Below are 21060 nucleotides of genomic sequence, written 5' to 3' on the forward strand. Positions count from 1 at the left end.
CTATCACGCGAAAAAACAGTCAATAAACTAAAAGGTAATAAATGCTCAAGATTAAAATAGACTTACACAAAGAAGAGATTTCATGGGTCACCGAGATTCGACAGCTCAATAGCGATATACTCCACCGCCACATATTGCCCAAGCTACAACATCACAGTTATCTCATCGACTTTGAATTTAATGAACGAGAAAGCATCGGAACTATCGTTTCAGGCAACGGAAACACCCTAGGACATTTCACACTCCTATAGCATTTCCCAAAGGCTACAAAAGAAACACCATCTAGTCCCAAAGATGTAAAAGATGTCACCCTCAATTCGCTCTAGCAGAACAAAATAGAGTAGAAGTAAAACAGATCAGAAACCTAGCCTTTTTGCATTTCACACGCGGCTAACGCTAGCTAGGTTATCGTACTTCTATCGAAACCAACTTATATCGAACTCTGAATCACCAATGAGTCATTATCAGTGCATTCATGGACTAATAAGTTAACGGCATCGACCTTAACTTCTGATCAAGAGTATATAAGTGTTCTGCAGCTTGCATGTGTTGAGGGTAATCACTGAATTTCTCACGATTCTCCTCATTCATCTTACATGTCTCATCCACCAGCATTAACTTCCAATACAGCTTTGTTGTATGCAGCATCGCCAATAACGGTTTGAACACCTCTTTCTCATAAGCTTGAATCAATTCTTCAATCAACTCGTCACGTTCGTCTTCGCTTGCGATTGAACCCTCGGTTGCCGACAACACTTTTTGATACTTCAGGTTTTGTTGCAGCTTATCCATGACCGTTTGGTTTTCTTCCGCTAACTCAACAAGCTTCGACTTAATGATATTTACCCAATTCGCTTGGCTCAGTACTGTGTCATCAACGCTGGTAAAGTCTTCTCGTATTTGTCGTTCAACGTCTTTTTGAGCTTTCTTTAAAACCGCACGCACCTTTTGGAAAGGCAACTGATACTCCTTACTTAGCTCGATAATCAGTTTATGAAAACCACCGTTTGGAAGGTGTAAGTTTTCCTTAAACGTCGCCATTGCAGCTTCTTGCTGTTCGGTAAGGTGAGTCATTCTGTTTCCTATTCTTTATCACTTATGGTGCTGAGCCAGCGATCATACCACTATTACCCTCGTTTTTCGGTAACTTGATCAGTTACACCTCGCTATGCCGTTAAATTCTCCCAACTCTTTACCTTTTGCCTAGTTATTAATCCATATGGCATGAAATGGTAAATCTCTATCGGCGAAAGTTCGTACATTACGCGCTCAGGGTATATCGCCAGACAGGAGTCGTTACTTACATATGAAAGAAAACCGCGAGAAATGAGAAAACAGATGACCTATTCAGAATACAAAGAATCCGATTTGCATAAGTGTGTAAGCATTGGTGCAGAAGCAATGGTATCCATTGCCAAGTTTGCCTTTAAAGCCACCACCCTTTTATTTCGATTTTTCCGCTGGCTTGTCGTATCGGCTTATACCTACGTGATGAAGTAATTCTATATTGGAGTGGTTGTTTTCATTACGACTTATCTAAATACCCCAAAGCGCGCCCTATTAGGTCGCGCTTTTTTTTGTGCCCAGTTTTATACCTAGCTTTATACCAAAAGTCCGAGTGCATTTTATATCGTCAGTGGCGCTAAATGGTAAAACTGACCATCGAATAAAAACCATACTACACCTGTTCCAACGAAACAGACTTCTAACTTATACAGGTACTAAAATGAAAAAGATTGCACTTAAAATTGTAGGACTAACGGTTTTGGCTTCTGCGCTAACTGGTTGTATCGGTAGTAACGCCGTAACAGGGAAAGTGATGAAATTTAACGTTGAAGTTGTCGATAACCGCTATGCTCGTGCAGGTGTAAACTTCTTATTAGCGCCTGTATACGGTATTACTACCGCTGCAGACTATGTCGTATTCAACTCACTTGAATTTTGGACAGGTAAAAACCCTATCAGCGGTTCGCCACACGTATTTGATACAAAAACAGATACACACTTCGAAGTGAACGACGACCTAGACCCAAGCCTGAAAGAAGCCCCTGTAGGCCCAATTTCAAACAATCGCACCATTGAAACGGGTGAGATGATTAAGATTGACGAAAACACAATTCAAATGGACATCGTCTATACCTCTGGTGAAACAGCGACTCTAACGGGCATAAAAGACGGTCAAAACGTTACCTATTACATGGATGGTCAGCTTGTATCGCAAACGACTATTGCTGAATTAGAGAAGATTCAAGGTACTGAAGCTTAAGGTTCATCGCCCACAAAGAGTTCAAACTTAGACAGACTTTGAAGCTCATAAAATAGAACAAGCCCGGCAATTGTCGGGCTTGTTTGTATGTGCTCTATTATTTGTAAATGCTCTATTGGGACTGAGACTGTGCAAGTCGAATGCTCACCAAACTCGCCACCATGATAGCTAAGTAAAAGCTGCCGATAATGGATTCCATAAAAACGAAGAACTGAGCAATAGGCAGAGCTGGTGATATGTCGCCGTAACCAACCGTAGTCAAGGTGATAAAGCTAAAGTACATCGCATTGAACAAGTTTGTCAGCCAGACTTGCTCTTCTAACCCGTTAAAGGCATTCGGAAAGATCTCTAAAATTAACAAGTAGATGGTCGACCAAGCAAACCCTAACAACAAGTAGATACAGATTGAGCCGATGATGTGATTAGGCGTCACCGTTTTTGCTTTCATCACCTGCTTCAACGCTGAGTAAATGTGTGAAAACAAAAACACAGCCAGCGCCGATAGCGTCACTATCGACAGGTTATAACCTTCCAAAAACGAAAACACACCAGACACGAGCGCCGTAATCAATAACAGTCCGTACCAAGAGCGATACAAGGCTCGCTCTTTATGAATACCTGCGATTGAACTCGCCAACGTAATAATGATAAGAAATAGGATTGTTTTTTGGCCTTGCGGATAAAACTGCTGCATCACCGCGCAACCAAAAAACAACACCAACAGTGCATAGAATAAGAAGTAGAAGTTGTCGTCTTTAGAGACTGGCTTCATCTATTTTTCCTCGACCTCTGCAGGTTTTTCCTCAGTTTCTTCTTGGTTTTTCTCTTCAAGTCCAAGCCACGCCATCATAAGCTCATAGCTTAAACTCAGTATCACAGCACCGACAAACAGACCGACGATGCCTGACATCGCCATGCCGCCCAGCGCGCCCAATAGAATAACCAACATTGGAATGTGAGAGCCACGGCTCAGCAGTACTGGCTTCAAGATAGCGTCACTGCCGCTCACCAAAATACACCACACTAAGAACAAGCTCGCCGCCAGTGTCGATTCAACGCTGAACATGTAGATGATCGCAGGTAATAGAGCAAGAATCGGTGGAAGTTGGATTATCGCAATGAGCAGCACAGCTAGTGCCCAAAACGCAGCCGCAGGAACGCCTGCAATCACCAAACCGATTGCCGACATCATGGATTGAATCACAGCAACACCAATCACACCTTGCACAACACTTCGCACGGTGGATTTAGAGAGCTCTACCAATTCTTCACCTTTACCGCCCGTTAAACGCGCCACTAAGTGAGTCACGCCGGTTTTGCATTTATCGGCATTACTCATGAATGCACCAGCAATGATGGTAGAGATAATGAACTGAATAAAGCCACCACCTAATGAGCCAAGAACAGAAGCCGCTTTCGTCGCGAACTGTTTAAGTTCGTCCGCATACTTTATGAAAGTGCCTTCAATATTGTTGGAGGCGGCAACCAAGGTTGAATAAACCTTTTCCCCTATTAATGGAATATCTTGTAAGGACTCTTTCGGTTTAGGCAATGACAATGTGCCATCTTGAAGCCCTGTCATCAGGTCAGTCGCGCTGGTGTAGATACCAGAAGAAAGCGCCGCCAAAGGAATAAATAGAAGAATCACACCAATAAAGCTCAGCAATGCACTGGCTTTACCTTTCGACATCCCGGTTTTATTTGAAATTGCGACCGCCACTGGATACAACGCAGTCGCAATGATCGCCCCCCATATCACCAAAAGAATGAATGGGCGCAAAATCGAAAAACACCAATACACGAGCATGGCAATCGCTGCGATCTTGATGGCAGCGTCTATCGCCTGTTTTGAAAAATCATCGGTTAACTTCATGAGACGTCCTTGTTAGACAAAATTAAGGCTGATTTTGTAGGAACTTCCAATTCCGTGTTTCTAGGAATAGAGAAGCCAAAATCATATATATGCCAATTAACACTAATTGGAATATGCGTATAAGGGTGTTGCTATCGATGTCACCGGAGCTCATCAATGTGCTACCAACAAGTACGAGCAACGTACTAAATGCAGTGGCGAAAATAGGTGCTTTTTCGGGAACCGTGTAGATCTGGGTAGCCATAAGAATGGCAATAAGTCCTATAAACAAAGAATAGAAGACAATGTTGGGTACTATAGAAAGAATTGAAAAAGCAGCAATCGCCAGCAATCCCCCGATACCGTTACTTATCACCAGAAAAGCGCTCAACTTTATCGACTTCTCTGACGTAATCATCAACGATAACAACGCAATGAACATCATTGTCAACAAAGCTTCAGATATTTGAAAAATAAAGAAAAAACACACCACTGGATAGGAAATAATCATCGCTCTAAAGGCCGCATACCAACGCTGTTTCTTTTCGAGTGGAGCAGCAGCGAAGCCAGAGAACGCCGATTTAGGCTCAGGGAAAAACACATGCACTAACGCAAAAAGCATGACTGAAACCACACCAGAGGTCGCTAAGCCAGAGGCCAGCATTACTGAAACGCCAGGGTTATCAATCGCCATGAATGGCAACATCAAGACCGCAATCAACAGTATGGTGGCGAACAGGTTCCATTTTGGGTCGACAAACAAGTAGTAGCCCCAAAGCATCATTAGCCCCACTAAAATCAGCAATGGGATTGGGTAATGGGTAATTCCTCGCGACAGCAATAAACCTAACCCCATTGTCACCACAACGGCCAAGAGCAATTCGTAGACCGTTTCCTTATGGAGATTTGGTTTATCAATTAAGAACTTAGCAGTGAACACCGGCGCCACAAACGCAAGCGGCCAGTTTATCCATGCCGCCGAGAAAACAGCCAACGTGACCCCGACCGTAAATCGCAGGATACGTTGCTGTGTTTGCTGGTCAGGAATCGGCTTATCGGACATAAGACAATACGCTAATCAAACGAATCCATACCTTGCCTATCGCGTTGAACACAAAGTTATCACCGCTATAAACAATCACATCCGCTTGGCCACCCACTCGGAGCATGCCTGTCACTTCTTCATTATCAAATTCAATGGTGATAGGAAGCATCTGTGTTTGGCGCAACCAACCCGTTTGTTGGCTAGCTTGAGCAAGCTTACCTGCTTGGTCATTTTGCCCCCAATCAACACCCCAATCGATACTACTTACGCGCCCTTTTACCACTTTGCCCGGAGCGAAATCTAACGCCACTTCAACTTCATCACCGACCGTTACATTACCTAGGCTGTTCTCTCGATAATAAGCTTCAATCCAAATATCTTCGGTTGAAACAAAGGTCATGATTGCTTGCCCTGCTGATGCATAGAAACCTTCAGACAGGCTAAAGTTAGAGACACCACCTTGTGTCGGTGCAGTAATCACAGTGCGCTCTAGGTTCAATTGAGCTTGTTCAAGTGCCAGCAACGCCGCTTTCACTTGGCTATTTTCTTCGCCTTCTTTACCCATTTGTTTCTTAGCACGGTCAAGGTCAGCTTCTGCATTCACAACCGCCGCTCGAGAGGTCGCTAATGCTGCTCGCGCTTTATCTGCATCTGATTTAGAAACGACACCTTTATCGGCCATCTCTAAAACACGCTTAGCTTGCAGTTTAGTGTTTTGTCTTTCAACAATCGCTGAGGTGAGTTTTGCTTGGGCTGAAGCAATGCTCGCGGTTTGCGCGCCGACATTTTGGCCTGCAATCTCTAAATTTTGCTCAGCTTGTTGTACGGCTATTTGGTAATCAGACTCGTCTAAAATGGCTAACTTGTCGCCCTGATTAACGAGTTGGTTAGGTTGAACAAGAATATCGAGTACTTTACCCGACACCTCAGGCTTGATTGGAACGATATAACCTTTTACACGAGCATTATCAGTAATAGGAATGATGCGGTCTGAAATAATACTGAAGATCAACATGAACGCCACGAACAATAATAAGTAGTTGGTGACCTTTCTTACTTTGTCTTTTCCATTTTCTTGCTGGCCAACTTCTTCCTTGGCTTCTTGCGTATTCCCGTTGACTTCTGACATGGGACTCCCTTCTAGATAACTAACATCAACAAAATTAATACTTTAAAAATAAACCCGGTAATGGAAAACTCAAGTAAATAGGGTTAGATTTAGTAAACAAAACGTTGCAAATGATATGCACGTCTAATAATGCGACAATATATACAGGATTGTATTCTAATGAGCTCTAGTCACTACCAAGTCCCGGTAATTCAAACGAACTACGCCAAAATTCTGGTTCAGGTTTTTTCTGACTATGGTCTCGACCTTCACCTTTTGCTCAAAGATTCTGGTTTGCCGCCTGATCTCATTGAATCAGAAAGCGACTTCGTGCCATCAGAATCGATTAAACGTTTGATTTATCTGACATCCGCACAACTTGGTGTTTCTCGGTTCACCGATATTCTAGGACTCGCATTTCGACGTCGAATAATCCCAAATGTCTTGCATCAATTTACCGAATTCGAAACCATTGGTGATGCACTAAAACAGATCAATTCAATCTTTGCCTATGATTCACCAGGCAGCAAAGTCGAGTTTATCCAAGAACACGGTCAGAGCTGGTTTTGCCGCACAGCACCGGAAGACAACTCGCCTATGTTTCAATGGGGCGAAGCTTTCGCTGTTATTTATATCATCGAGTTAATAACCATTTTGTCGCAATCACCATGGTTACCGACTAAGGTTCGCTTGCAAGGGCATGACATCGATGTCGTCAAAACACTGGTATCAAGTAACTGCCAACTGTTTGTTGATCATTCGTCGACTGCTGTGCAGATTCCTGATGAGATCTTACAACTCCCAATCCGTCTTACGTCTAAAGACCTCAGTACAAAACCGACACTTATTGAGTGGCATACCAGCTTTACCGATAGTATTTATGAGCTTCTAAAACCGTACATGAAAGAACAAGACCTCTCTCTTGAAGAGGCGGCAGAGCTGCTCAACTTTTCAGTGCGAACGTTCCAACGCAAACTCAAGAACGAAAACACCACTTATCGAAAGATCAAAGAGAACCTGATGTTTTCTGTGGCTTGTGAACTGATGGAAGAAGGCCACACACTGACCTACATTTCTAGCCAACTCGGTTACACCAACATCTCTCATTTCTCTCGTGCGTTTAAGCGTGTGTCTGGCCTTACGCCGAAGATTTACCAACGCTCGATCTCGGCTTAGGCTCCGCTCGATTGATCAACCAAGCACGGCCTGCATCTAACCAAGGGCAATTGGAGTAGCACAGTCTGGGCTAGAGCTACACACTCTATTTCGCCCGTTACCTTTAGCGCGGTAAAGTGCCTTATCTGCACTGCGATAGGTCGCTTCGGCTTGCGCCTGTATTTCAGACACACCACTGCTCACAGTCAGGTTCAATGTTGTTCCTTTGGTAATCACTTCTTTCAATCGATACATCGCCTCAAACGCTTCTGCCAAATTGGTTTCAGGCATCAAGATAGCGAACTCTTCTCCGCCTACTCGCGCGACGATGTCAGTGTCTCGGATATTGTTTCTCAACAGTTCAGCGACCTCTTTCAGCGCTGAATCACCTCGGTCATGGCCGTGATTATCATTGATAGCCTTGAAGTGATCTAAATCGATCAACGCCAAACAGGAATGCGTGTAACCATAACGCTCTGCCAGGTTTGAATAATGTTTTAAGTCGTTATCAAAACGGCGTCGATTCCAGCACCCTGTCAGTGAATCCGTTTCCACCAGCATTCTTAATCGACGCTCCAATATCTTGCGTCGGCTAATATCCGTAAAGGTCACCACGTACTTGTTATTGTGCGGCAGAATTTCAGTTAGCTTTTCCACCACAACGTTTACGGTAAACTGCTCACCAAGTCGACTGACGCCACTCAACTCACCTTTCCATCTCTGGTTTTCCTTCAGTGAGCGAGTAATGGTCGCAATGAGACTGCTGTTATTCATAAAACAGAGATCAGAAATCGGACGAGATTCAACTTGGTCAAAGGCATAACCTGAAACCCGAGAGAACTGTTGATTGACTTGTATAACCCTCAATTGACTATCGAGGACAATAAAACCTGCGACACCATCAATGATCGCTTCCGACAAGTTATTCTTACTTTGAGCCATTTCATGTCGATAAAGGCGTGCGGTAATCAGAGTGCTAAGTAAAAACAAGGCGCACACCGAAAAAACCATGGCTGGCGTAGAAGCAATACTCAGCAACCACAAGCTAAATGCCATATTGAGGACAAGTGCAGACACCACGTATAGCGGCATTTTTCGGTCATAACTTAACTTGTTCATAGTTTGCTCTGGTGATGGGCGAATGACTATGATGGCTAAGTTTTGATTAAGATATTTACCATTTTACGACACATACAAATTCAAATTATATGAGTACTTTGAAGATCAACAACTTATGCTAATTATTGAGTAAGAATAGCAAGCTACCGCCACTGAGTGAGCTGCCATAATTGAAGTTAATTCCAATCCCGAAGTTGTCAAAAAAGTAAGAGTCATAAGGCACATCAAATACTAATCCTGCCCCAAATTCATAGTAATAGTGCGTATCTAAAGGAGCCGTCAAATCACCCGCGACATCGATTCTTGTTAAGTTATAGTGGATTTGAGGGTTATTCAGCGACCAAGCATCGAGCGCTACATTTTGCCTAAACTCTAGTTCATTAATGAATCGCATCCCTTCTGGGTTACCGATATCGCCATCGTTCGCTTCGCCCCAGCCTGTTCCATAAAAGTAACGAACTCTTGAAGACACATTCCAACTGCCCCACTCCTTTGGTTGCAAGTATTGAAGTTTGACTGAAGGTTCTGCAACAAGCGCCCATGCTGATGTATTCAACGCGTAGCCGTCTAGCTGAGATTGAAATGCTTGAGAGTAGCTGTTGTTGTATTCGTATTTATTGCGGTAATAGAGCAAGTGAGTGCCTAAGCCATAGGCGATAGACCAATGTTGGTTTAAATGGTTTTGCCCTCCAAAAAAGCCATACAGGCCCAATACCGAGTCTTCATTTGGGTTAACACGACGGTCAGAGGTCACGTCTGATGAGATTTCAATATCTTGTTCAGAAAGCGCATAAGACCCTCGCACAGACCAAATAAGGTCAAAGTCAGGGTCATCCGTTTTAATCACGGAAGAGTAAGGGATGGAGCCCACACTCACTTGGCTTCGAGTATCGATGGTTTTATCGGATCCAAAACCACTGTCGTTTAAGTTGATAAACGAATTAGGATCAAAATCCACAAAGCCAATTGAAATGGCATCGCTGTCAGTCAGCGCAATTGACACAGAAAATATCTTCTCTAAGCGGTTCTGAATCAATTCATTGGATGCATAGGCCGAGGATGAAAAAAGGCCAGTTAAGATCAGAGCAATAGAAGAGGAATACAGCGATTGGGGTGAAAGCATTAAGTTGACTCCATTCAAACTTATGCTTCAAGTGTAATTGGTAACTTAACTATTTCAATCAGAGAGTTAACGGTGTGGTTGATACTGCTCTCAGTTCCAACTGCAAGAGCGTTGCCAAATCGATGGATCCCCAAAGTTCTTCTACGTCTTGGATTCTAAAATGAATAATCATATGCGCCTCTGTCTAAATTGGAGTCTTATCTTGGATCATTCTTAAAACCCTTACTTACCATAATACGCCAAGCCGACTTTAAGACCTGTTTCGCATATAAAACAATAAGCGTTTGAAAATTATAAGATTAACTCCTAAGTTTTTTATAACCCTTTACTCAGGAAGAAGTAGATGAGCAATATAGAAAAAGTATATGGATTTAATACGCCCCAACGACTCTTTGTCGGATACACGCTTGCGGTACTCGTCGATTTAACCGTTCTTAATTTTTTTGATGAATACTGGGACTTCGTCAATATCGAATCATTCACCATCTCATTTGCAGCTGCGATTTTGCTTCAACTCCTACTCAAATTGTCTATCGGCTTAGAACATAAGCTGGCAGATTACTTCAAATCTAAACCGGGGACTGCACCTAAGATTTATCGCGGTTTATCCAGTTACGTGATTTTGGTGGGCTCTAAGTTTGTAATGTTGGAAGCCATCAATATCTTATTTGGAGACAAGGTAGACTTCACAGGCCCTTGGAATGGTGTGGTGGCGTTCTTCGCTGTGGTATTCACTATTTTGGTCGCAGAGATTATTGTTTCAAAGATCTACTTCGCACTTGATGATACGCCCAAAGCCGAGAAAGCATAGCCGCTTTTGATTCAGACCTAAGACAAAAAAGTGAGCCTATCAAGGCTCACTTTTTACATCTGTTCTTTACGTTTCAGCGATTAACAAGCAGAGCTGTTAGATAAATACTCTCGCTCTAATACCAAACACCCAAGCGCTGCTTTCATTGGAGAATGCAGGATCCTTTATGTACTGGATGTCAGGCGTTACTTGGAAATGGTCACCAAACTGCATGTTGTAGTAGATCTCCGCTGTCCATTGCTCTGTGCTACCGCTTATTGCTTTCGCATCAGCTGCAAAAGAATCACCATTCACTTCCGCCCAGTTTAGCGCTACACCAAGGTTGTTGGTCGGTTTTCCTAATCCAAAGTACCCCATACCAACAGAAATCGACTTATCGTAAAGGGCAACATCTCCTTCAGAGAAACCACCACGAACAAACGGCATCACTTGATCAGTCATGAACTGACTCCATGAGAAGTTAACGCCCGAGCCACCTTCCGCAGCAAGGCTATTACTATGACGAGTACCGTCACCAAAGTCCCAAAAAGTCACATGAAAGTTATCGGTATAGATCTGCTTTTGCGAAGCCGTCCAACCTAATTCCAGTGTGGTGAAGTAAGACGCATCGCTACCGAAGGCAGTATCAAAGCCATCAAAAATATCATCTGATTTACCCTTTGCGTCCGCGATACCACCGACCACATAAAAATTTTCGCCCAACATATGACCAGCAGAAAGGGCCAATACACCATCATCAGGTAAGCCCATCGCACCAGAGCCTGTCGAGAATGCCAAATTAGTAAAACCAGACCACGGGCTTGCTAGAGCGTAAACATCGGCGTAGTTCGTTACATCCTGCCAACCGACAACAATAGTGCCTTTGCCATCGTTGATTTTTTGCTTCCAATTTAAGTCCGTAACACGAAACCCTTGGTCACTGTATGCAGGGCCAATTGAACCGACATAGCCAAGTGGGCCGAATGAATAGCCTTTTGGCGAAGTATCACCATAGGCATGCCTATGTTCCACCTTCCAAACTAAGCTCCCTGAGTTCTGAGTGTCCTTTCCGAATAGATGCCATGAACCGTATAATCGAGCCACACCCGACGATGCATCAACGCTATCGCCGCCAGCCCCATCTCCTGAGGTCAGCCCCAAAGCAAAGTAATCCGCACCAAATGTAAAACCATCTTCAGCTAATGACTCCCTCCAAGATTTTTTTTGTGCTTTCTGCTCTGCAATTGTATTTTCAACAGAATCTGGGCCTTCAAAGTTAGCGCCGTAAACAACGCCGCTCATTGGGCTTGCAGCCATCACAATAGCCATACTTATTTTAGAGAATCTTGAGTTCATCATGTCACCAGTGCTTTTTAAGTTAGTTTTATTTTAGTTATTACTCACATTGAAAATTGTCATTTGATGACACGGGGTGATTTAAATACTTCCAACATGAGATTGGAGCGCACTAGATGCGCTAGCTTAAGGTTGATACTGCTCTATACCGTCCGCTTTCATCGCATAGACCGACTGCACGTTGGCTGCGCCGTCAGAGTAATTCACATTTTCTTTCGATTGATGCCCTGTTAACTCACCTTCAACCCATACTGGCGTCATTAAGCTCACCAATTCAATACCTTGAGGGTAATCTATCAGCACCAATTGATTCGCTGGAGGTGGTGGTGTGTGGATACAAGCTCCTGCAGAAGGCACTAAGAAGAACTTAGTAACTTTAGTTCCGTCCATTTCAATCGGAGTGATATAGCCAGGGATTCGATGCTTACTACCGACAACCTCATTATTTGGTTTAGAACCTAACGCTTCTCGTTGCTTCATAATTTGCTCACGAGCAACAAACAGCGCTTCAACATCGACGTCTTGCTTTCTCAATCTCTCTGTCACTTCAATTATTTCTTGCGTTGCTTCGTCACTTGCGACAAAACCGTCTTCAGTTTGCGCGTCTTTAAAGCGAGCAATGGTCGCCATATCAAACATCTGATTTCGATCAAGCTTTTGAAATGGGTCTTCTATCAACTCCATGCTTGGAACTAACTCGTCCCAGTATGTAACTTTCACTTCGCTAGCCAATAATGAAAATGACAAACAACACAATACAAACAGAGAACAAATTGGCTTCAAAATGACCATGACACTTTACCTCACACAAACATCGTAAAACTACGTTAGGTAGAGGAGAAATTCCCCCTACCTAACTATTAAACATCAAACCAAAGATTACATTTCGTTGCGATATACAACGCCATCTTTCATTACCAATTTAATCGTATCGATAGTCTTGTATTCAGGGTCAGCGTCGAACCACTCGGTGGTCGCACCTAATACCGTCATGTCTTCCAGTGGATTACCATCTACCAGTAGAATATCTGCAACGGCATCCTTTTCGATGACACCTAACTTACCTTGGGTTGTGCCTCTAGGACCTGACATCGCTAACATTTCACCAGCTGTAGAAGTCATTTGTTTCAGCACTTCGAAGTTGCTACCAAACGCTTCTGTTCTCCAGTAAATTTCGTAACGACGAGCTCTCTCGGCATCCGAGTCTGCACCTACATAGTCTGATGCAAAAACAACCTTCACGTTATTTTCAAGTAGGCGTTTACCGTAGTCACCATACTGCTCTTGAAGCTGAGCAACCATCGGCAGTTTTTCTGCAGGCATAAGTGGATTCTTTGCTAGATCTGGTGATAGTCCCCACATCTGTGGAACAACGTATCCGCCCTCTTTTGCAATTCTCTTCATCGTGTCGTCATTAATAAAGAACCCGTGCTCGAAGGTTTTTACGCCACAATCAAGCAGACGATTTACCGAGCGATCATTGAATGTATGCGCAGCAACATAAGTGTTCCAATCTTTTGCTGCTTCAACGATGGCGCAGGTTTCGTCTACCGAGTATTGAGTTGTATCAATCGGGTCAAATCGAGATGAACCACCACCACCGGCCATGATCTTTATCTGAGTCGCACCATTGCGTAAGTTCAGCCTTGTCGCTTTGAGTACTTCAGGCACGCCATCGGCTACAGCGCCAATGCCCATTCTTTCGAAGTTAGAAATATCCCCTACCAAATTAGGCGTGAAACCGGGATCACTTCTATCTCGGAAATCACCGTGACCTGATGTTTGAGAGATAAATGCGCCAGACGGATAAATTCGAGGACCAACGACATTGCCACTCTCAATTTCGCGAGCCAAACCGAAAGCAGGTCCGCCCATATCACGGACGGTTGTAAAACCATCATCTAAGTAGCGCTTAGCCACTTGCGTTGCATGAATAGAGATGTCGGTGAGATCTTTATTGGTTTCGATGTCACCAAAATTATAGTTCATCATAACGTGAGCATGGCCATCGATTAAGCCGGGCATTAACGTCTTGCCCTCGCCATCAATCACTTTAGCTTCAAGGGCTTCAATTGGGTTTGCCGAAATTTGTTTGATTAGATTGTCTTCAACCAGTACGTGATGATCTTCGTAAAGTTTGTTTTCTGTACCATTGAAAATATCAACATTGGTAAATAACGTTGATGCCGCATTTGCAGATAGAGCAAATGAACACGAAAGAGCAACAACAGAGAGTTTTAAGCCTGCATTTTTCATTTATACACCTTGATTCCGTTTATGAGTGGAGTCCACTTCCCATAACGATTCCGTAACTACTAATGAGTGCATTGAGGTTTCAAAGGTGTTTTTGTCAGCCGCGATAATCACAAAAATCTAATCAAAATTCCGGGAAAAAAATCGAGGCAAAAACAACTCATCCACATTCAATAACTTAGTAGTGATACTGCCAGTGTTCAAGGTTGATAAATGGCCATTTGGTGACAATAAATAATTATGCGTTCAGGCTACGGTTTCTGCTTACTGGCTGGAATTTTTACTTACTGGCTAGAGTTTCGCTGCGGAGCGGTTATTGCCGAAGCTCTTACTGGTAGCTTGGTACTGCTGCTTACCGGCGTTAGCTGTGCTCTTTTCGGTACTGTCTTGGCGTCATGTTCATCTGTCGTTTGAACGCTCGGGTAAAGTGGGAAGAATCGGAATACCCCATCTTCGCACCCACTTGCGTGATCGATAGATCGGACTGCTCTAGCAATTCCAAGACCTGCTCAAGAACCATCTCTTCAATCAAGGTTTTGTAGACCACGCCTTCACTTTCCAACCGACGCTGGATCGTCCTAACATGAATATTCAGAATCTCAGATGCCAAGCTAATTGGCAGTTTCCCCATCGTGAGATAAGGTTTTATAACAAGCTTAAAAGCGCTCAGAAATGAGCTAGGTAAAGGCTTAGTGAGATCTAATACTTGAGCAATTTTGGGTAAAACAATCGGCGCAAGCATGATTTCTTCTGGAATTTCAAAGGCAGTAACGGGTCTCTGTGTATAAAACTGAGCAGTGCCCATTTGCGGAAGAGATTGAAAACATTCGAGATCGCCACTTTGAATGCCAACCTCAGACGGCTTCCAACGTCCTTGCGTTAATACTGAAAGCAGCTCGTTGATGAAAATGACAGAGAACAGTTCAGCGAACTTAAACCAAGGCGCGTTAGTAAACGGCTTCTCGCGAACAAACCACCACTTGCCTCCGGATTGCTTGGTATAGACATTCGCCCCATTGGATATGAGCTTCAACTGCTCACCAAATTGGTCTAGTGCACTTTTCAATGAATCCTGTTGGCTTAGCTTAGCCACAAACCTTGGCACATAGGTTTGCTTGCAAAAGCTCCACATAAACAACGAAAACTCTTCTCTCGACGCCGACTCCCCCATAATCTTGACCACATTTTTTATGGTGGTCTCTGGGAGATAATCGTAATGGTCATTGCTGGTGAGAATGTCATTGGGGATTTTGGCACTGCGTAACAAGGTGTAGATTTCACCATCGATATGTTTGAACAGTTCCGCAAACAGCTCGACTTCCTTCTTATCTACCACTGTCATTATCTGAGAGGTATCTGGCATCCTTTCCTCTTAATCTGTTATTTCAAGAACTCAAATTATCACCTTATTTAAGATAGCAGAACAAACGATGGGCTACCTAGGCCTACTAACCGAATATCTCCGTCAAAATAACGAATAAACAAACGGTTAGTGGCCAAAATAGTGTTTACTGACTTGGTAGATTACTGAACGGCTAGCTCCCCTCTGCGTACCCAGAATGCTCGAACATGGTCATAAATCAGATTAAACACAAACGCGTAAATGGTAATAAAAATGGTCACGCCGATGTCCATCAAAAATGCCTGCCATAACCCAACGTTAAGTAAGTATGCCATCACAGGGATCGTCGCGATCAACAAGCCAGCCTCAAATAGCACGACGTGAAAAACACGTAACTTAAGCGAACGCTTTGATTTTTCACCCGTGAAATAACGATCAAAAATACGGTTAAAACAGTAGTTCCAAATCATTGCGATAGTCGCAACAACTATCATGGTTCCTGATAGTGCATTCACATCGTGATCAGTAAATATCGCTAAACCTATAATTGACAGTGTGACGGCCAATACTTCAAACAATACCGAGTGGAAAACTCTCTCTAACGTACTCATACATTCCTATAGCTATTTATTACATGGTGGGTTAGCCGAAATTATGTCACCGAAAACAATAAGAGAAAGTTAACAGCCATCACGATTAGTGATAGCTTAAGTGTATGTACCACATTTTGAATTGACCGAGAAATAACATGTACAGTTTTGAGCAACTAAAAGTCTTCGTCACTGTGTGTGAAAGTGGCTCTTTCTCTGCCGCCGCTCGCAAACTGAAACGCGCTCAGTCTGGAGTCAGCCAGTCGATCGCGAATCTCGAAATAGCCATCGACCAAGAGCTGTTTAACCGAGAGAAAAACATCCCCGTTTTGACCAACACAGGTAAAGCGTTATTACCTGTCGCTAAGTCGATTCTCGACCAACAAAAGTACTTCGACCAAAAAGTAGAATCGCTCACACAAGAAGATGAGCACGAACTGATCATTGCGGTTGATGAAAGCATCATAGATAAGAATTTCATTAAGATAATCAGCTCACTGGCCGATCAGTTCCCAATCACGCACTTCGATATTATTACGGCCTCAACCTTCGATGTGGAAGACCTCGTAAGACGCGGAAAAGCACAGATTGGCATCATTTACGCGGACGGCGAACTTAAGGTCGATATGGACTTCTTCTTGCTGGGCCAAGCGCGTTTCCTAACCGTTAGCTCTGCCACTCATGAACTCAGCCAAATGTCGGTAGTACAAGATTCAGACCTCAAACGCTATCGCCAATGTGTGCATCGCAGCTCAAAGCAGCGCGAACTGTGGTTCACCTACGGTATTAGCTCGATGCTTTGGTATGCCAACAACCACAAGACCATTGTTGATCTCGTTGAACAGAACGTAGGGTGGGCGAATGTGCCCGAGATGATGGTGATGGAAGGCATTCAAAAAGGCGATCTTGTGGCGTTGCCTGTTTCGCACGAGCATGGTGGTTGGATTACTCCAGTGGGATGTTTAGTTTCTCGCAGCCATATCAATGGCCCAGTTCTCACCAGTCTTATCGAGCAGCTTAAGGGACACTCACTGCAATACAATCAATGGCAGGCTAACTAGCCTCCTGTATTTTTGAAAGCACCTCTGTTTTCGAAAACTCCTCTATTTTCAAAACATCGTCAATTCATAGATTCAATATCGGCATGGAACCCACCACCGCTACCTCATTTCTGCTTATCTTGCCGATAAATATCTTTGTCGTGTGGATAAAACACCCTAGTTGATGTCCCAAAGTGACATAACTACTATGCGATCCCAACGGGTTTGTCTTTTCAAACGAATATAGACAAGCCCAAATCGCTCTTTAACACCACTGACTCAACTTCAAATCTCCCAGATAAGCGCTCAGCCTTGCAGTTGCTTATATCGGTTTCAAATAGATCACTTTTTGAATATTAATTCGCACCCAGTTTATGAGCGCTCTTTGAGTGCTTTTTTATATCTAAATGAACCTTTTGGAAAATTTGTCGTGAACGTTTTAAGAAATATTTGCCCTGAGAAAATGGGTAAAGAGCGTAACAAACGAGAGTATGATTTACGCGTACTTAATTGTGTCAGTGAAAGCGAATATGAATCGCGTATGGCGGTTTGGAATAGCCTAGCGTTAACTGCTACTCCGTCTGCTTCGGAAACAAAGAGCTTCATCGATGAGTCTTTCAACAAGCTTCAACAAGACCTGAAAGAAGCTAGCCGTGAGTTGTCGATTAACTACACGGACTTCATCGCAATGGCGCATGAAGAGATCAACTACATTAAGGTGTTTGTTGCTGATAAAACTGCACAATACGGTTGGTACGCTGCGATCGTTCTTATGGTCATCGGCACGGTTGCTCTGTGCATTCAGTAGACCAAGCGATGTGTTAGATAGAGCACCTTAAATACTCCATCGGTAAACACATGTAGCACAACTCCGTGCTTGTGCTTTCACTAGAAAACAGATGACCAACGTCATTTGTTTTCTAGTATCTACTCCCCTTTTCACTCTCCCATCAGAGATAGCAGATCCTGCGTCGCTTGTTTTGGGCTTTCTGCGTGACATATCGCTGATACCAAGGCCAATCCATGAATACCTGTGTTAACCAACTGTGGAATATTCGACTCGTTGATTCCACCGATACCCACAATCGGCAACTTCGTTGTTTCCAAAGCCATTTGAATGCCTTCATAACCCCAATGTTTCTTTAGATTCGTCTTGGTCGGTGTGGCAAAAAGCGCACTGAGGCCAATGTAATCGATCGGCAAGCTATCGGCTTCTTGAAGCTGTTGCTCAGTTTCGATCGACAGACCAAGAATCTTGTCTGGGCCAATCAACTGACGGGCTAACTCTGCAGGCATATCCGATTGCCCTAAGTGCAAACCATCGGCGTCGACAGCCAATGCAACGTCTACCCGATCGTTAATGATCAGCGGTACACCTGAGCCTGCCAAAATCGACTTAACCGCTTGTGCTCGTTCAATGAAGGCTCTTACGTCCCCATGTTTTTCTCTTACTTGGACCATAGTAACGCCACCTGCAACCGCTTGTTCAACCACGAACTTAAGCGTTTCTAAATCTTGTTGGTCATCCGTTACTAAGTAGAGCTTATAAGGGTTCATTTCGTACCTTTGGAGTCGATATCTAAAATTGGCGTTGCACCATTTTACCGACAAATCGCATCATGTGCATGGAAGTTAATACTAAATTAGCTCAATGACACACGCACCATCAAATACGCAACTCGTTGAAAGCATGCCGAAAAACCTGAACTTTTTAACTAAAGCGTTACTTATTACACAAAGTATTCACTTCAAGCATGCCCAGAACGCTGTTTTATGAAATACTCCGCTGTGAAGGAATCAGGTAAATATAGGGATAGTTATGCGCCACCTTTCTATAGCGCTCAAGATCAAGCTGGGTTATGCCATCTGCTTGCTCTTTTTCGTCATTTCAGGCTTTGTGAGTTACAAAGGTATCCAAACCTTGTCGAACGGCTTTAGCCAATACAGCGAACTCAGCCAAAAAGCGACATTATCAAGCAACATTCAAGTGCACTTTCTTCAGATGCGTTTAGCTTCTGAACGTTACTTAGAGTCATTGGATGAACAGTACGAAACGAATTATCAATCAAGCAAACTTGCGATTGATGATCTTCTCAACAACTTAATCCAGTCCACCAGCAAAACCGATAGCCTAGCTAGCCTGCAATTAGTGCAAGACAGCGTGGCGGCGTTTGATGTGGCTTATGGGTCAATGAAACAGAGTGAGCTCCTCATTGACCAACTGGTCAACGTTGAGATGGTCAAACGAGAAACCAACGCACTGAAAGCAGCTCAGAGCTTGCTGTATGAGTCTTACAATAACAACGATCCAAACGCGAGCTTATACGCAGGCATGTTGATGGAGAACTTCCTCGCAGCCAAGATCACTGTGCTCAGTTACTCAAACAACAACGACCTCAAAACCTATGAAGCGGGTAAAGATATCTTTGAATACGCGCTACCAGGTATTGAAGGCGACATTGAATCTCTCAAATCATCGCCTTATCAAAGTGAGCTGATTGAGGACTTCTCGAACCAACGCGAAGCGTATGCAAAAGGCTTTGAGCAAGTTCATCAACAGATGATTGAGAACACGCAAAGAACCGCTACCCTCGCCTCTATTGGTGACAGCTTAGCGATTGCGGTCGCGGATGCTCAAAGTATTCTCGAGCACCAGAAACAAGCGCTCACACCAGTACTGCAAGCCAGTGAAAAGCGTTCAATACAAATCATCATATTGCTGACGGGTGTGGCCTTAGTTATTGGTATGACGAGCGCCGTGTTGGTGACTCGCTCTATCACCAAGGGCATCGCGCAGGTTAAACAGATCACCAACGAGCTTTCTCAGGGCAACTTAAATGTTGAAGTGAACATTGAGAGCAAGAATGAGATTGGTGAACTGCTGACTAATATGGAGATCACCATTGAATCTCTGCGCGATATTGTTGGTCAAGTGAACCGTTCTAGCGTGCGCATTGGTGAGATGTCGGAGTCACTCAATCAAGTGACAAACAACAGCTCGACCAACGCAACACAGTTGAACAATGAAATGATCAATATCTCTTCTGCCGTTGATCAATTGGCTTCAAGCACATCAGAAATTGCGGCAAGTGCTAACCACGCGTCTCAAGTTGCCAACCAAGCAACCGAGAATGTCGCTATGGGACTCAAAGAAGTAGATAAAACACTGCACGAAATTGGCAGTGCCGATGAAAGCATGCAGGTCAGCAGCCAGAAAGTGACGGACCTACACAAAGAGTCGATGAACATTGGTGCCATTCTTGAAGTAATCAAGGGCGTTTCTGAGCAAACCAACCTACTGGCATTGAACGCGGCTATTGAAGCAGCTCGCGCGGGTGAACAAGGTCGTGGATTTGCCGTCGTAGCCGATGAAGTAAGAACGCTCGCTAAGCGAACTCAAGATTCTGCGAGTCAGATTGACGAACTCATCACCTCGCTACAGCGTGGCGCTAAAGACGCACTCGAATCGATCAAAGAGAGTCACAGCACGGTTTCTGATGCTTCGACTCAGGCGCAACAAGCTTCTCAGAACTTGCATGTGATTAACCAACACATCCAAGATTTGAATCAGGCCAACAGCCAAATCGCGACATCCGTCGATGAGCAGGATTGCTTAACCAAATCACTGGGTGAAAATGCGCAAGGTGCCAATACCATCGCGCAAAGCAACCAAGAGTCGGTCAGCAGCATTTCAGGTGCAGCGAGCGACTTAACCGAAGTTGCTCACCACCTAGAAAGCCAAGTGAATCGTTTTAGAACCTAGCATAAGCTGCTTTATCACAGCTGACACGGTTCTGAGTCACAAACAAAAGGCCCCCTACACATAAGTGTCGGGGGCTTTCTTTTAGTTAAAAGCTTTAAATTAAGAGCTATTAACTTCGAACTATCAGTTTTGAGCTTAGAACTAGATTAAACCTACTGAATCTTCAAGCGTTGAATCAGTGTCTCTTCATCGAGTTGATACAGTTCATCAAGCAAGTTCATCTGTAAGCTACCTGGGCCACGTGAGTTCTCCGCCACG

General features: G+C 43.8%; 21 protein-coding genes and 1 pseudogene. 8 read left to right on the top strand and 14 right to left on the bottom strand.

The genetic code is table 11. The features are described 5' to 3' along the window. Nucleotides 1–41: 41 nt before the first annotated feature. Nucleotides 42–251 carry a hypothetical protein gene (locus IQQ51_RS14785; protein ID WP_004731601.1) on the top strand — a complete coding sequence of 70 codons (210 nt, stop codon included), beginning with the start codon at nucleotides 42–44 and terminating at the stop codon, nucleotides 249–251. Nucleotides 252–480: 229 nt separating this feature from the next. Here IQQ51_RS14785 and IQQ51_RS14790 read toward each other — a convergent pair whose 3' ends face one another. Further along, on the bottom strand, nucleotides 481–1074 hold the full coding sequence (locus IQQ51_RS14790; protein WP_050648160.1) for a hypothetical protein: 594 nt from the start codon (nucleotides 1072–1074) through the stop codon (nucleotides 481–483). Nucleotides 1075–1326: 252 nt separating this feature from the next. Between IQQ51_RS14790 and IQQ51_RS14795 the strand changes: the two genes are divergently transcribed. Then, entirely contained in the window at nucleotides 1327–1500 is a 174-nt protein-coding gene (locus tag IQQ51_RS14795; protein ID WP_193841499.1) for a hypothetical protein, read from the top strand. Nucleotides 1501–1726: 226 nt separating this feature from the next. Next, nucleotides 1727–2266, top strand: a complete 540-nt coding sequence (locus IQQ51_RS14800) for a DUF3332 domain-containing protein (RefSeq protein ID WP_052878650.1) — start codon at nucleotides 1727–1729, stop codon at nucleotides 2264–2266. A 112-nt stretch (nucleotides 2267–2378) separates the two neighbouring features. Here IQQ51_RS14800 and IQQ51_RS14805 read toward each other — a convergent pair whose 3' ends face one another. Genes IQQ51_RS14805 through IQQ51_RS14820 form a run of 4 tightly spaced genes read right to left on the bottom strand, consistent with a single transcriptional unit; the run spans nucleotide 2379 to nucleotide 6292 of the window. Beyond that, nucleotides 2379–3038: a potassium channel family protein gene (locus IQQ51_RS14805; protein WP_017064414.1), complete on the bottom strand. Its 660-nt coding sequence runs from the start codon at nucleotides 3036–3038 to the stop codon at nucleotides 2379–2381. After that, nucleotides 3039–4139, bottom strand: a complete 1101-nt coding sequence (locus IQQ51_RS14810) for an AI-2E family transporter (protein ID WP_193841481.1) — start codon at nucleotides 4137–4139, stop codon at nucleotides 3039–3041. A gap of 22 nt (nucleotides 4140–4161) precedes the next feature. Continuing rightward, a complete protein-coding gene (locus tag IQQ51_RS14815; protein WP_193841482.1) occupies nucleotides 4162–5181 on the bottom strand; it encodes a DUF2955 domain-containing protein in 1020 nt (339 codons plus the stop codon). Further along, a complete protein-coding gene (locus IQQ51_RS14820) occupies nucleotides 5171–6292 on the bottom strand; it encodes an HlyD family secretion protein (RefSeq protein ID WP_009844846.1) in 1122 nt (373 codons plus the stop codon). The genes IQQ51_RS14815 and IQQ51_RS14820 overlap by 11 nt, the downstream gene beginning before the upstream one ends. A 159-nt stretch (nucleotides 6293–6451) precedes the next feature. On the opposite strand from IQQ51_RS14820, the gene IQQ51_RS14825 reads away from it, so the two are divergent. Continuing rightward, nucleotides 6452–7447, top strand: coding sequence for a helix-turn-helix domain-containing protein (locus IQQ51_RS14825; protein WP_050644271.1), 996 nt, complete (start codon nucleotides 6452–6454; stop codon nucleotides 7445–7447). A gap of 36 nt (nucleotides 7448–7483) precedes the next feature. Here IQQ51_RS14825 and IQQ51_RS14830 read toward each other — a convergent pair whose 3' ends face one another. Continuing rightward, a complete protein-coding gene (locus IQQ51_RS14830) occupies nucleotides 7484–8545 on the bottom strand; it encodes a GGDEF domain-containing protein (RefSeq protein WP_193841483.1) in 1062 nt (353 codons plus the stop codon). Nucleotides 8546–8663: 118 nt separating this feature from the next. Then, entirely contained in the window at nucleotides 8664–9668 is a 1005-nt protein-coding gene (locus tag IQQ51_RS14835) for a Solitary outer membrane autotransporter beta-barrel domain (protein WP_193841484.1), read from the bottom strand. Between the two features lie 343 nt (nucleotides 9669–10011). Between IQQ51_RS14835 and IQQ51_RS14840 the strand changes: the two genes are divergently transcribed. Further along, on the top strand, nucleotides 10012–10479 hold the full coding sequence (locus IQQ51_RS14840; RefSeq protein WP_004731619.1) for a hypothetical protein: 468 nt from the start codon (nucleotides 10012–10014) through the stop codon (nucleotides 10477–10479). 96 nt (nucleotides 10480–10575) lie between these two features. Here the strand turns inward: IQQ51_RS14840 and IQQ51_RS14845 are convergent, their stop codons facing one another. The 5 genes from IQQ51_RS14845 to IQQ51_RS14865 form a co-directional block, all read right to left on the bottom strand. Further along, nucleotides 10576–11775 (bottom strand): carbohydrate porin, encoded by a 1200-nt coding sequence (locus IQQ51_RS14845; protein WP_193841497.1) that lies wholly within the window; start codon nucleotides 11773–11775, stop codon nucleotides 10576–10578. Between the two features lie 165 nt (nucleotides 11776–11940). Next, entirely contained in the window at nucleotides 11941–12534 is a 594-nt protein-coding gene (locus IQQ51_RS14850; RefSeq protein ID WP_248367735.1) for a DUF3299 domain-containing protein, read from the bottom strand. Between the two features lie 159 nt (nucleotides 12535–12693). After that, nucleotides 12694–14070 carry a metal-dependent hydrolase family protein gene (locus tag IQQ51_RS14855; protein WP_048606124.1) on the bottom strand — a complete coding sequence of 459 codons (1377 nt, stop codon included), beginning with the start codon at nucleotides 14068–14070 and terminating at the stop codon, nucleotides 12694–12696. Between the two features lie 358 nt (nucleotides 14071–14428). Then, nucleotides 14429–15409, bottom strand: coding sequence for a helix-turn-helix domain-containing protein (locus tag IQQ51_RS14860; RefSeq protein WP_050652689.1), 981 nt, complete (start codon nucleotides 15407–15409; stop codon nucleotides 14429–14431). A 182-nt stretch (nucleotides 15410–15591) separates the two neighbouring features. Further along, nucleotides 15592–16020, bottom strand: coding sequence for a PACE efflux transporter (locus IQQ51_RS14865; RefSeq protein WP_017066716.1), 429 nt, complete (start codon nucleotides 16018–16020; stop codon nucleotides 15592–15594). Nucleotides 16021–16157: 137 nt separating this feature from the next. On the opposite strand from IQQ51_RS14865, the gene IQQ51_RS14870 reads away from it, so the two are divergent. Beyond that, nucleotides 16158–17060 (top strand): LysR family transcriptional regulator, encoded by a 903-nt coding sequence (locus IQQ51_RS14870; RefSeq protein WP_193841485.1) that lies wholly within the window; start codon nucleotides 16158–16160, stop codon nucleotides 17058–17060. Nucleotides 17061–17502: 442 nt separating this feature from the next. Beyond that, on the top strand, nucleotides 17503–17847 hold the full coding sequence (locus IQQ51_RS14875) for a thiamine-phosphate diphosphorylase (RefSeq protein WP_193841498.1): 345 nt from the start codon (nucleotides 17503–17505) through the stop codon (nucleotides 17845–17847). A 131-nt stretch (nucleotides 17848–17978) separates the two neighbouring features. Here IQQ51_RS14875 and thiE read toward each other — a convergent pair whose 3' ends face one another. Beyond that, nucleotides 17979–18596, bottom strand: coding sequence for a thiamine phosphate synthase (gene thiE, locus IQQ51_RS14880; protein ID WP_193841486.1), 618 nt, complete (start codon nucleotides 18594–18596; stop codon nucleotides 17979–17981). A gap of 262 nt (nucleotides 18597–18858) precedes the next feature. Here thiE and IQQ51_RS14885 point away from each other — a divergent pair, with 262 nt between their 5' ends. Next, a complete protein-coding gene (locus IQQ51_RS14885; RefSeq protein WP_193841487.1) occupies nucleotides 18859–20802 on the top strand; it encodes a methyl-accepting chemotaxis protein in 1944 nt (647 codons plus the stop codon). 152 nt (nucleotides 20803–20954) lie between these two features. On the opposite strand, the pseudogene IQQ51_RS27160 reads toward IQQ51_RS14885, so the two are convergent. Beyond that, a pseudogene (locus IQQ51_RS27160) lies at nucleotides 20955–21060 on the bottom strand (hydroxyethylthiazole kinase); the annotation flags it as partial.

It is taken from the genome of Vibrio sp. OPT18, from assembly GCF_015163615.1.
Taxonomy (GTDB): domain Bacteria; phylum Pseudomonadota; class Gammaproteobacteria; order Enterobacterales; family Vibrionaceae; genus Vibrio; species Vibrio coralliirubri.

Bases quoted from the DNA above. Each gene is read 5' to 3' on its own strand.
- IQQ51_RS14785 (WP_004731601.1), top strand. From the start codon at position 42: ATGCTCAAGATTAAAATAGACTTACACAAAGAAGAGATTTCATGGGTC.
- IQQ51_RS14790 (WP_050648160.1), bottom strand. From the start codon at position 1,074: ATGACTCACCTTACCGAACAGCAAGAAGCTGCAATGGCGACGTTTAAG.
- IQQ51_RS14795 (WP_193841499.1), top strand. From the start codon at position 1,327: ATGAGAAAACAGATGACCTATTCAGAATACAAAGAATCCGATTTGCAT.
- IQQ51_RS14800 (WP_052878650.1), top strand. From the start codon at position 1,727: ATGAAAAAGATTGCACTTAAAATTGTAGGACTAACGGTTTTGGCTTCT.
- IQQ51_RS14805 (WP_017064414.1), bottom strand. From the start codon at position 3,038: ATGAAGCCAGTCTCTAAAGACGACAACTTCTACTTCTTATTCTATGCA.
- IQQ51_RS14810 (WP_193841481.1), bottom strand. From the start codon at position 4,139: ATGAAGTTAACCGATGATTTTTCAAAACAGGCGATAGACGCTGCCATC.
- IQQ51_RS14815 (WP_193841482.1), bottom strand. From the start codon at position 5,181: ATGTCCGATAAGCCGATTCCTGACCAGCAAACACAGCAACGTATCCTG.
- IQQ51_RS14820 (WP_009844846.1), bottom strand. From the start codon at position 6,292: ATGTCAGAAGTCAACGGGAATACGCAAGAAGCCAAGGAAGAAGTTGGC.
- IQQ51_RS14825 (WP_050644271.1), top strand. From the start codon at position 6,452: ATGAGCTCTAGTCACTACCAAGTCCCGGTAATTCAAACGAACTACGCC.
- IQQ51_RS14830 (WP_193841483.1), bottom strand. From the start codon at position 8,545: ATGAACAAGTTAAGTTATGACCGAAAAATGCCGCTATACGTGGTGTCT.
- IQQ51_RS14835 (WP_193841484.1), bottom strand. From the start codon at position 9,668: ATGCTTTCACCCCAATCGCTGTATTCCTCTTCTATTGCTCTGATCTTA.
- IQQ51_RS14840 (WP_004731619.1), top strand. From the start codon at position 10,012: ATGAGCAATATAGAAAAAGTATATGGATTTAATACGCCCCAACGACTC.
- IQQ51_RS14845 (WP_193841497.1), bottom strand. From the start codon at position 11,775: ATGGCTGCAAGCCCAATGAGCGGCGTTGTTTACGGCGCTAACTTTGAA.
- IQQ51_RS14855 (WP_048606124.1), bottom strand. From the start codon at position 14,070: ATGAAAAATGCAGGCTTAAAACTCTCTGTTGTTGCTCTTTCGTGTTCA.
- IQQ51_RS14860 (WP_050652689.1), bottom strand. From the start codon at position 15,409: ATGACAGTGGTAGATAAGAAGGAAGTCGAGCTGTTTGCGGAACTGTTC.
- IQQ51_RS14865 (WP_017066716.1), bottom strand. From the start codon at position 16,020: ATGAGTACGTTAGAGAGAGTTTTCCACTCGGTATTGTTTGAAGTATTG.
- IQQ51_RS14870 (WP_193841485.1), top strand. From the start codon at position 16,158: ATGTACAGTTTTGAGCAACTAAAAGTCTTCGTCACTGTGTGTGAAAGT.
- IQQ51_RS14875 (WP_193841498.1), top strand. From the start codon at position 17,503: ATGGGTAAAGAGCGTAACAAACGAGAGTATGATTTACGCGTACTTAAT.
- thiE (WP_193841486.1), bottom strand. From the start codon at position 18,596: ATGAACCCTTATAAGCTCTACTTAGTAACGGATGACCAACAAGATTTA.
- IQQ51_RS14885 (WP_193841487.1), top strand. From the start codon at position 18,859: ATGCGCCACCTTTCTATAGCGCTCAAGATCAAGCTGGGTTATGCCATC.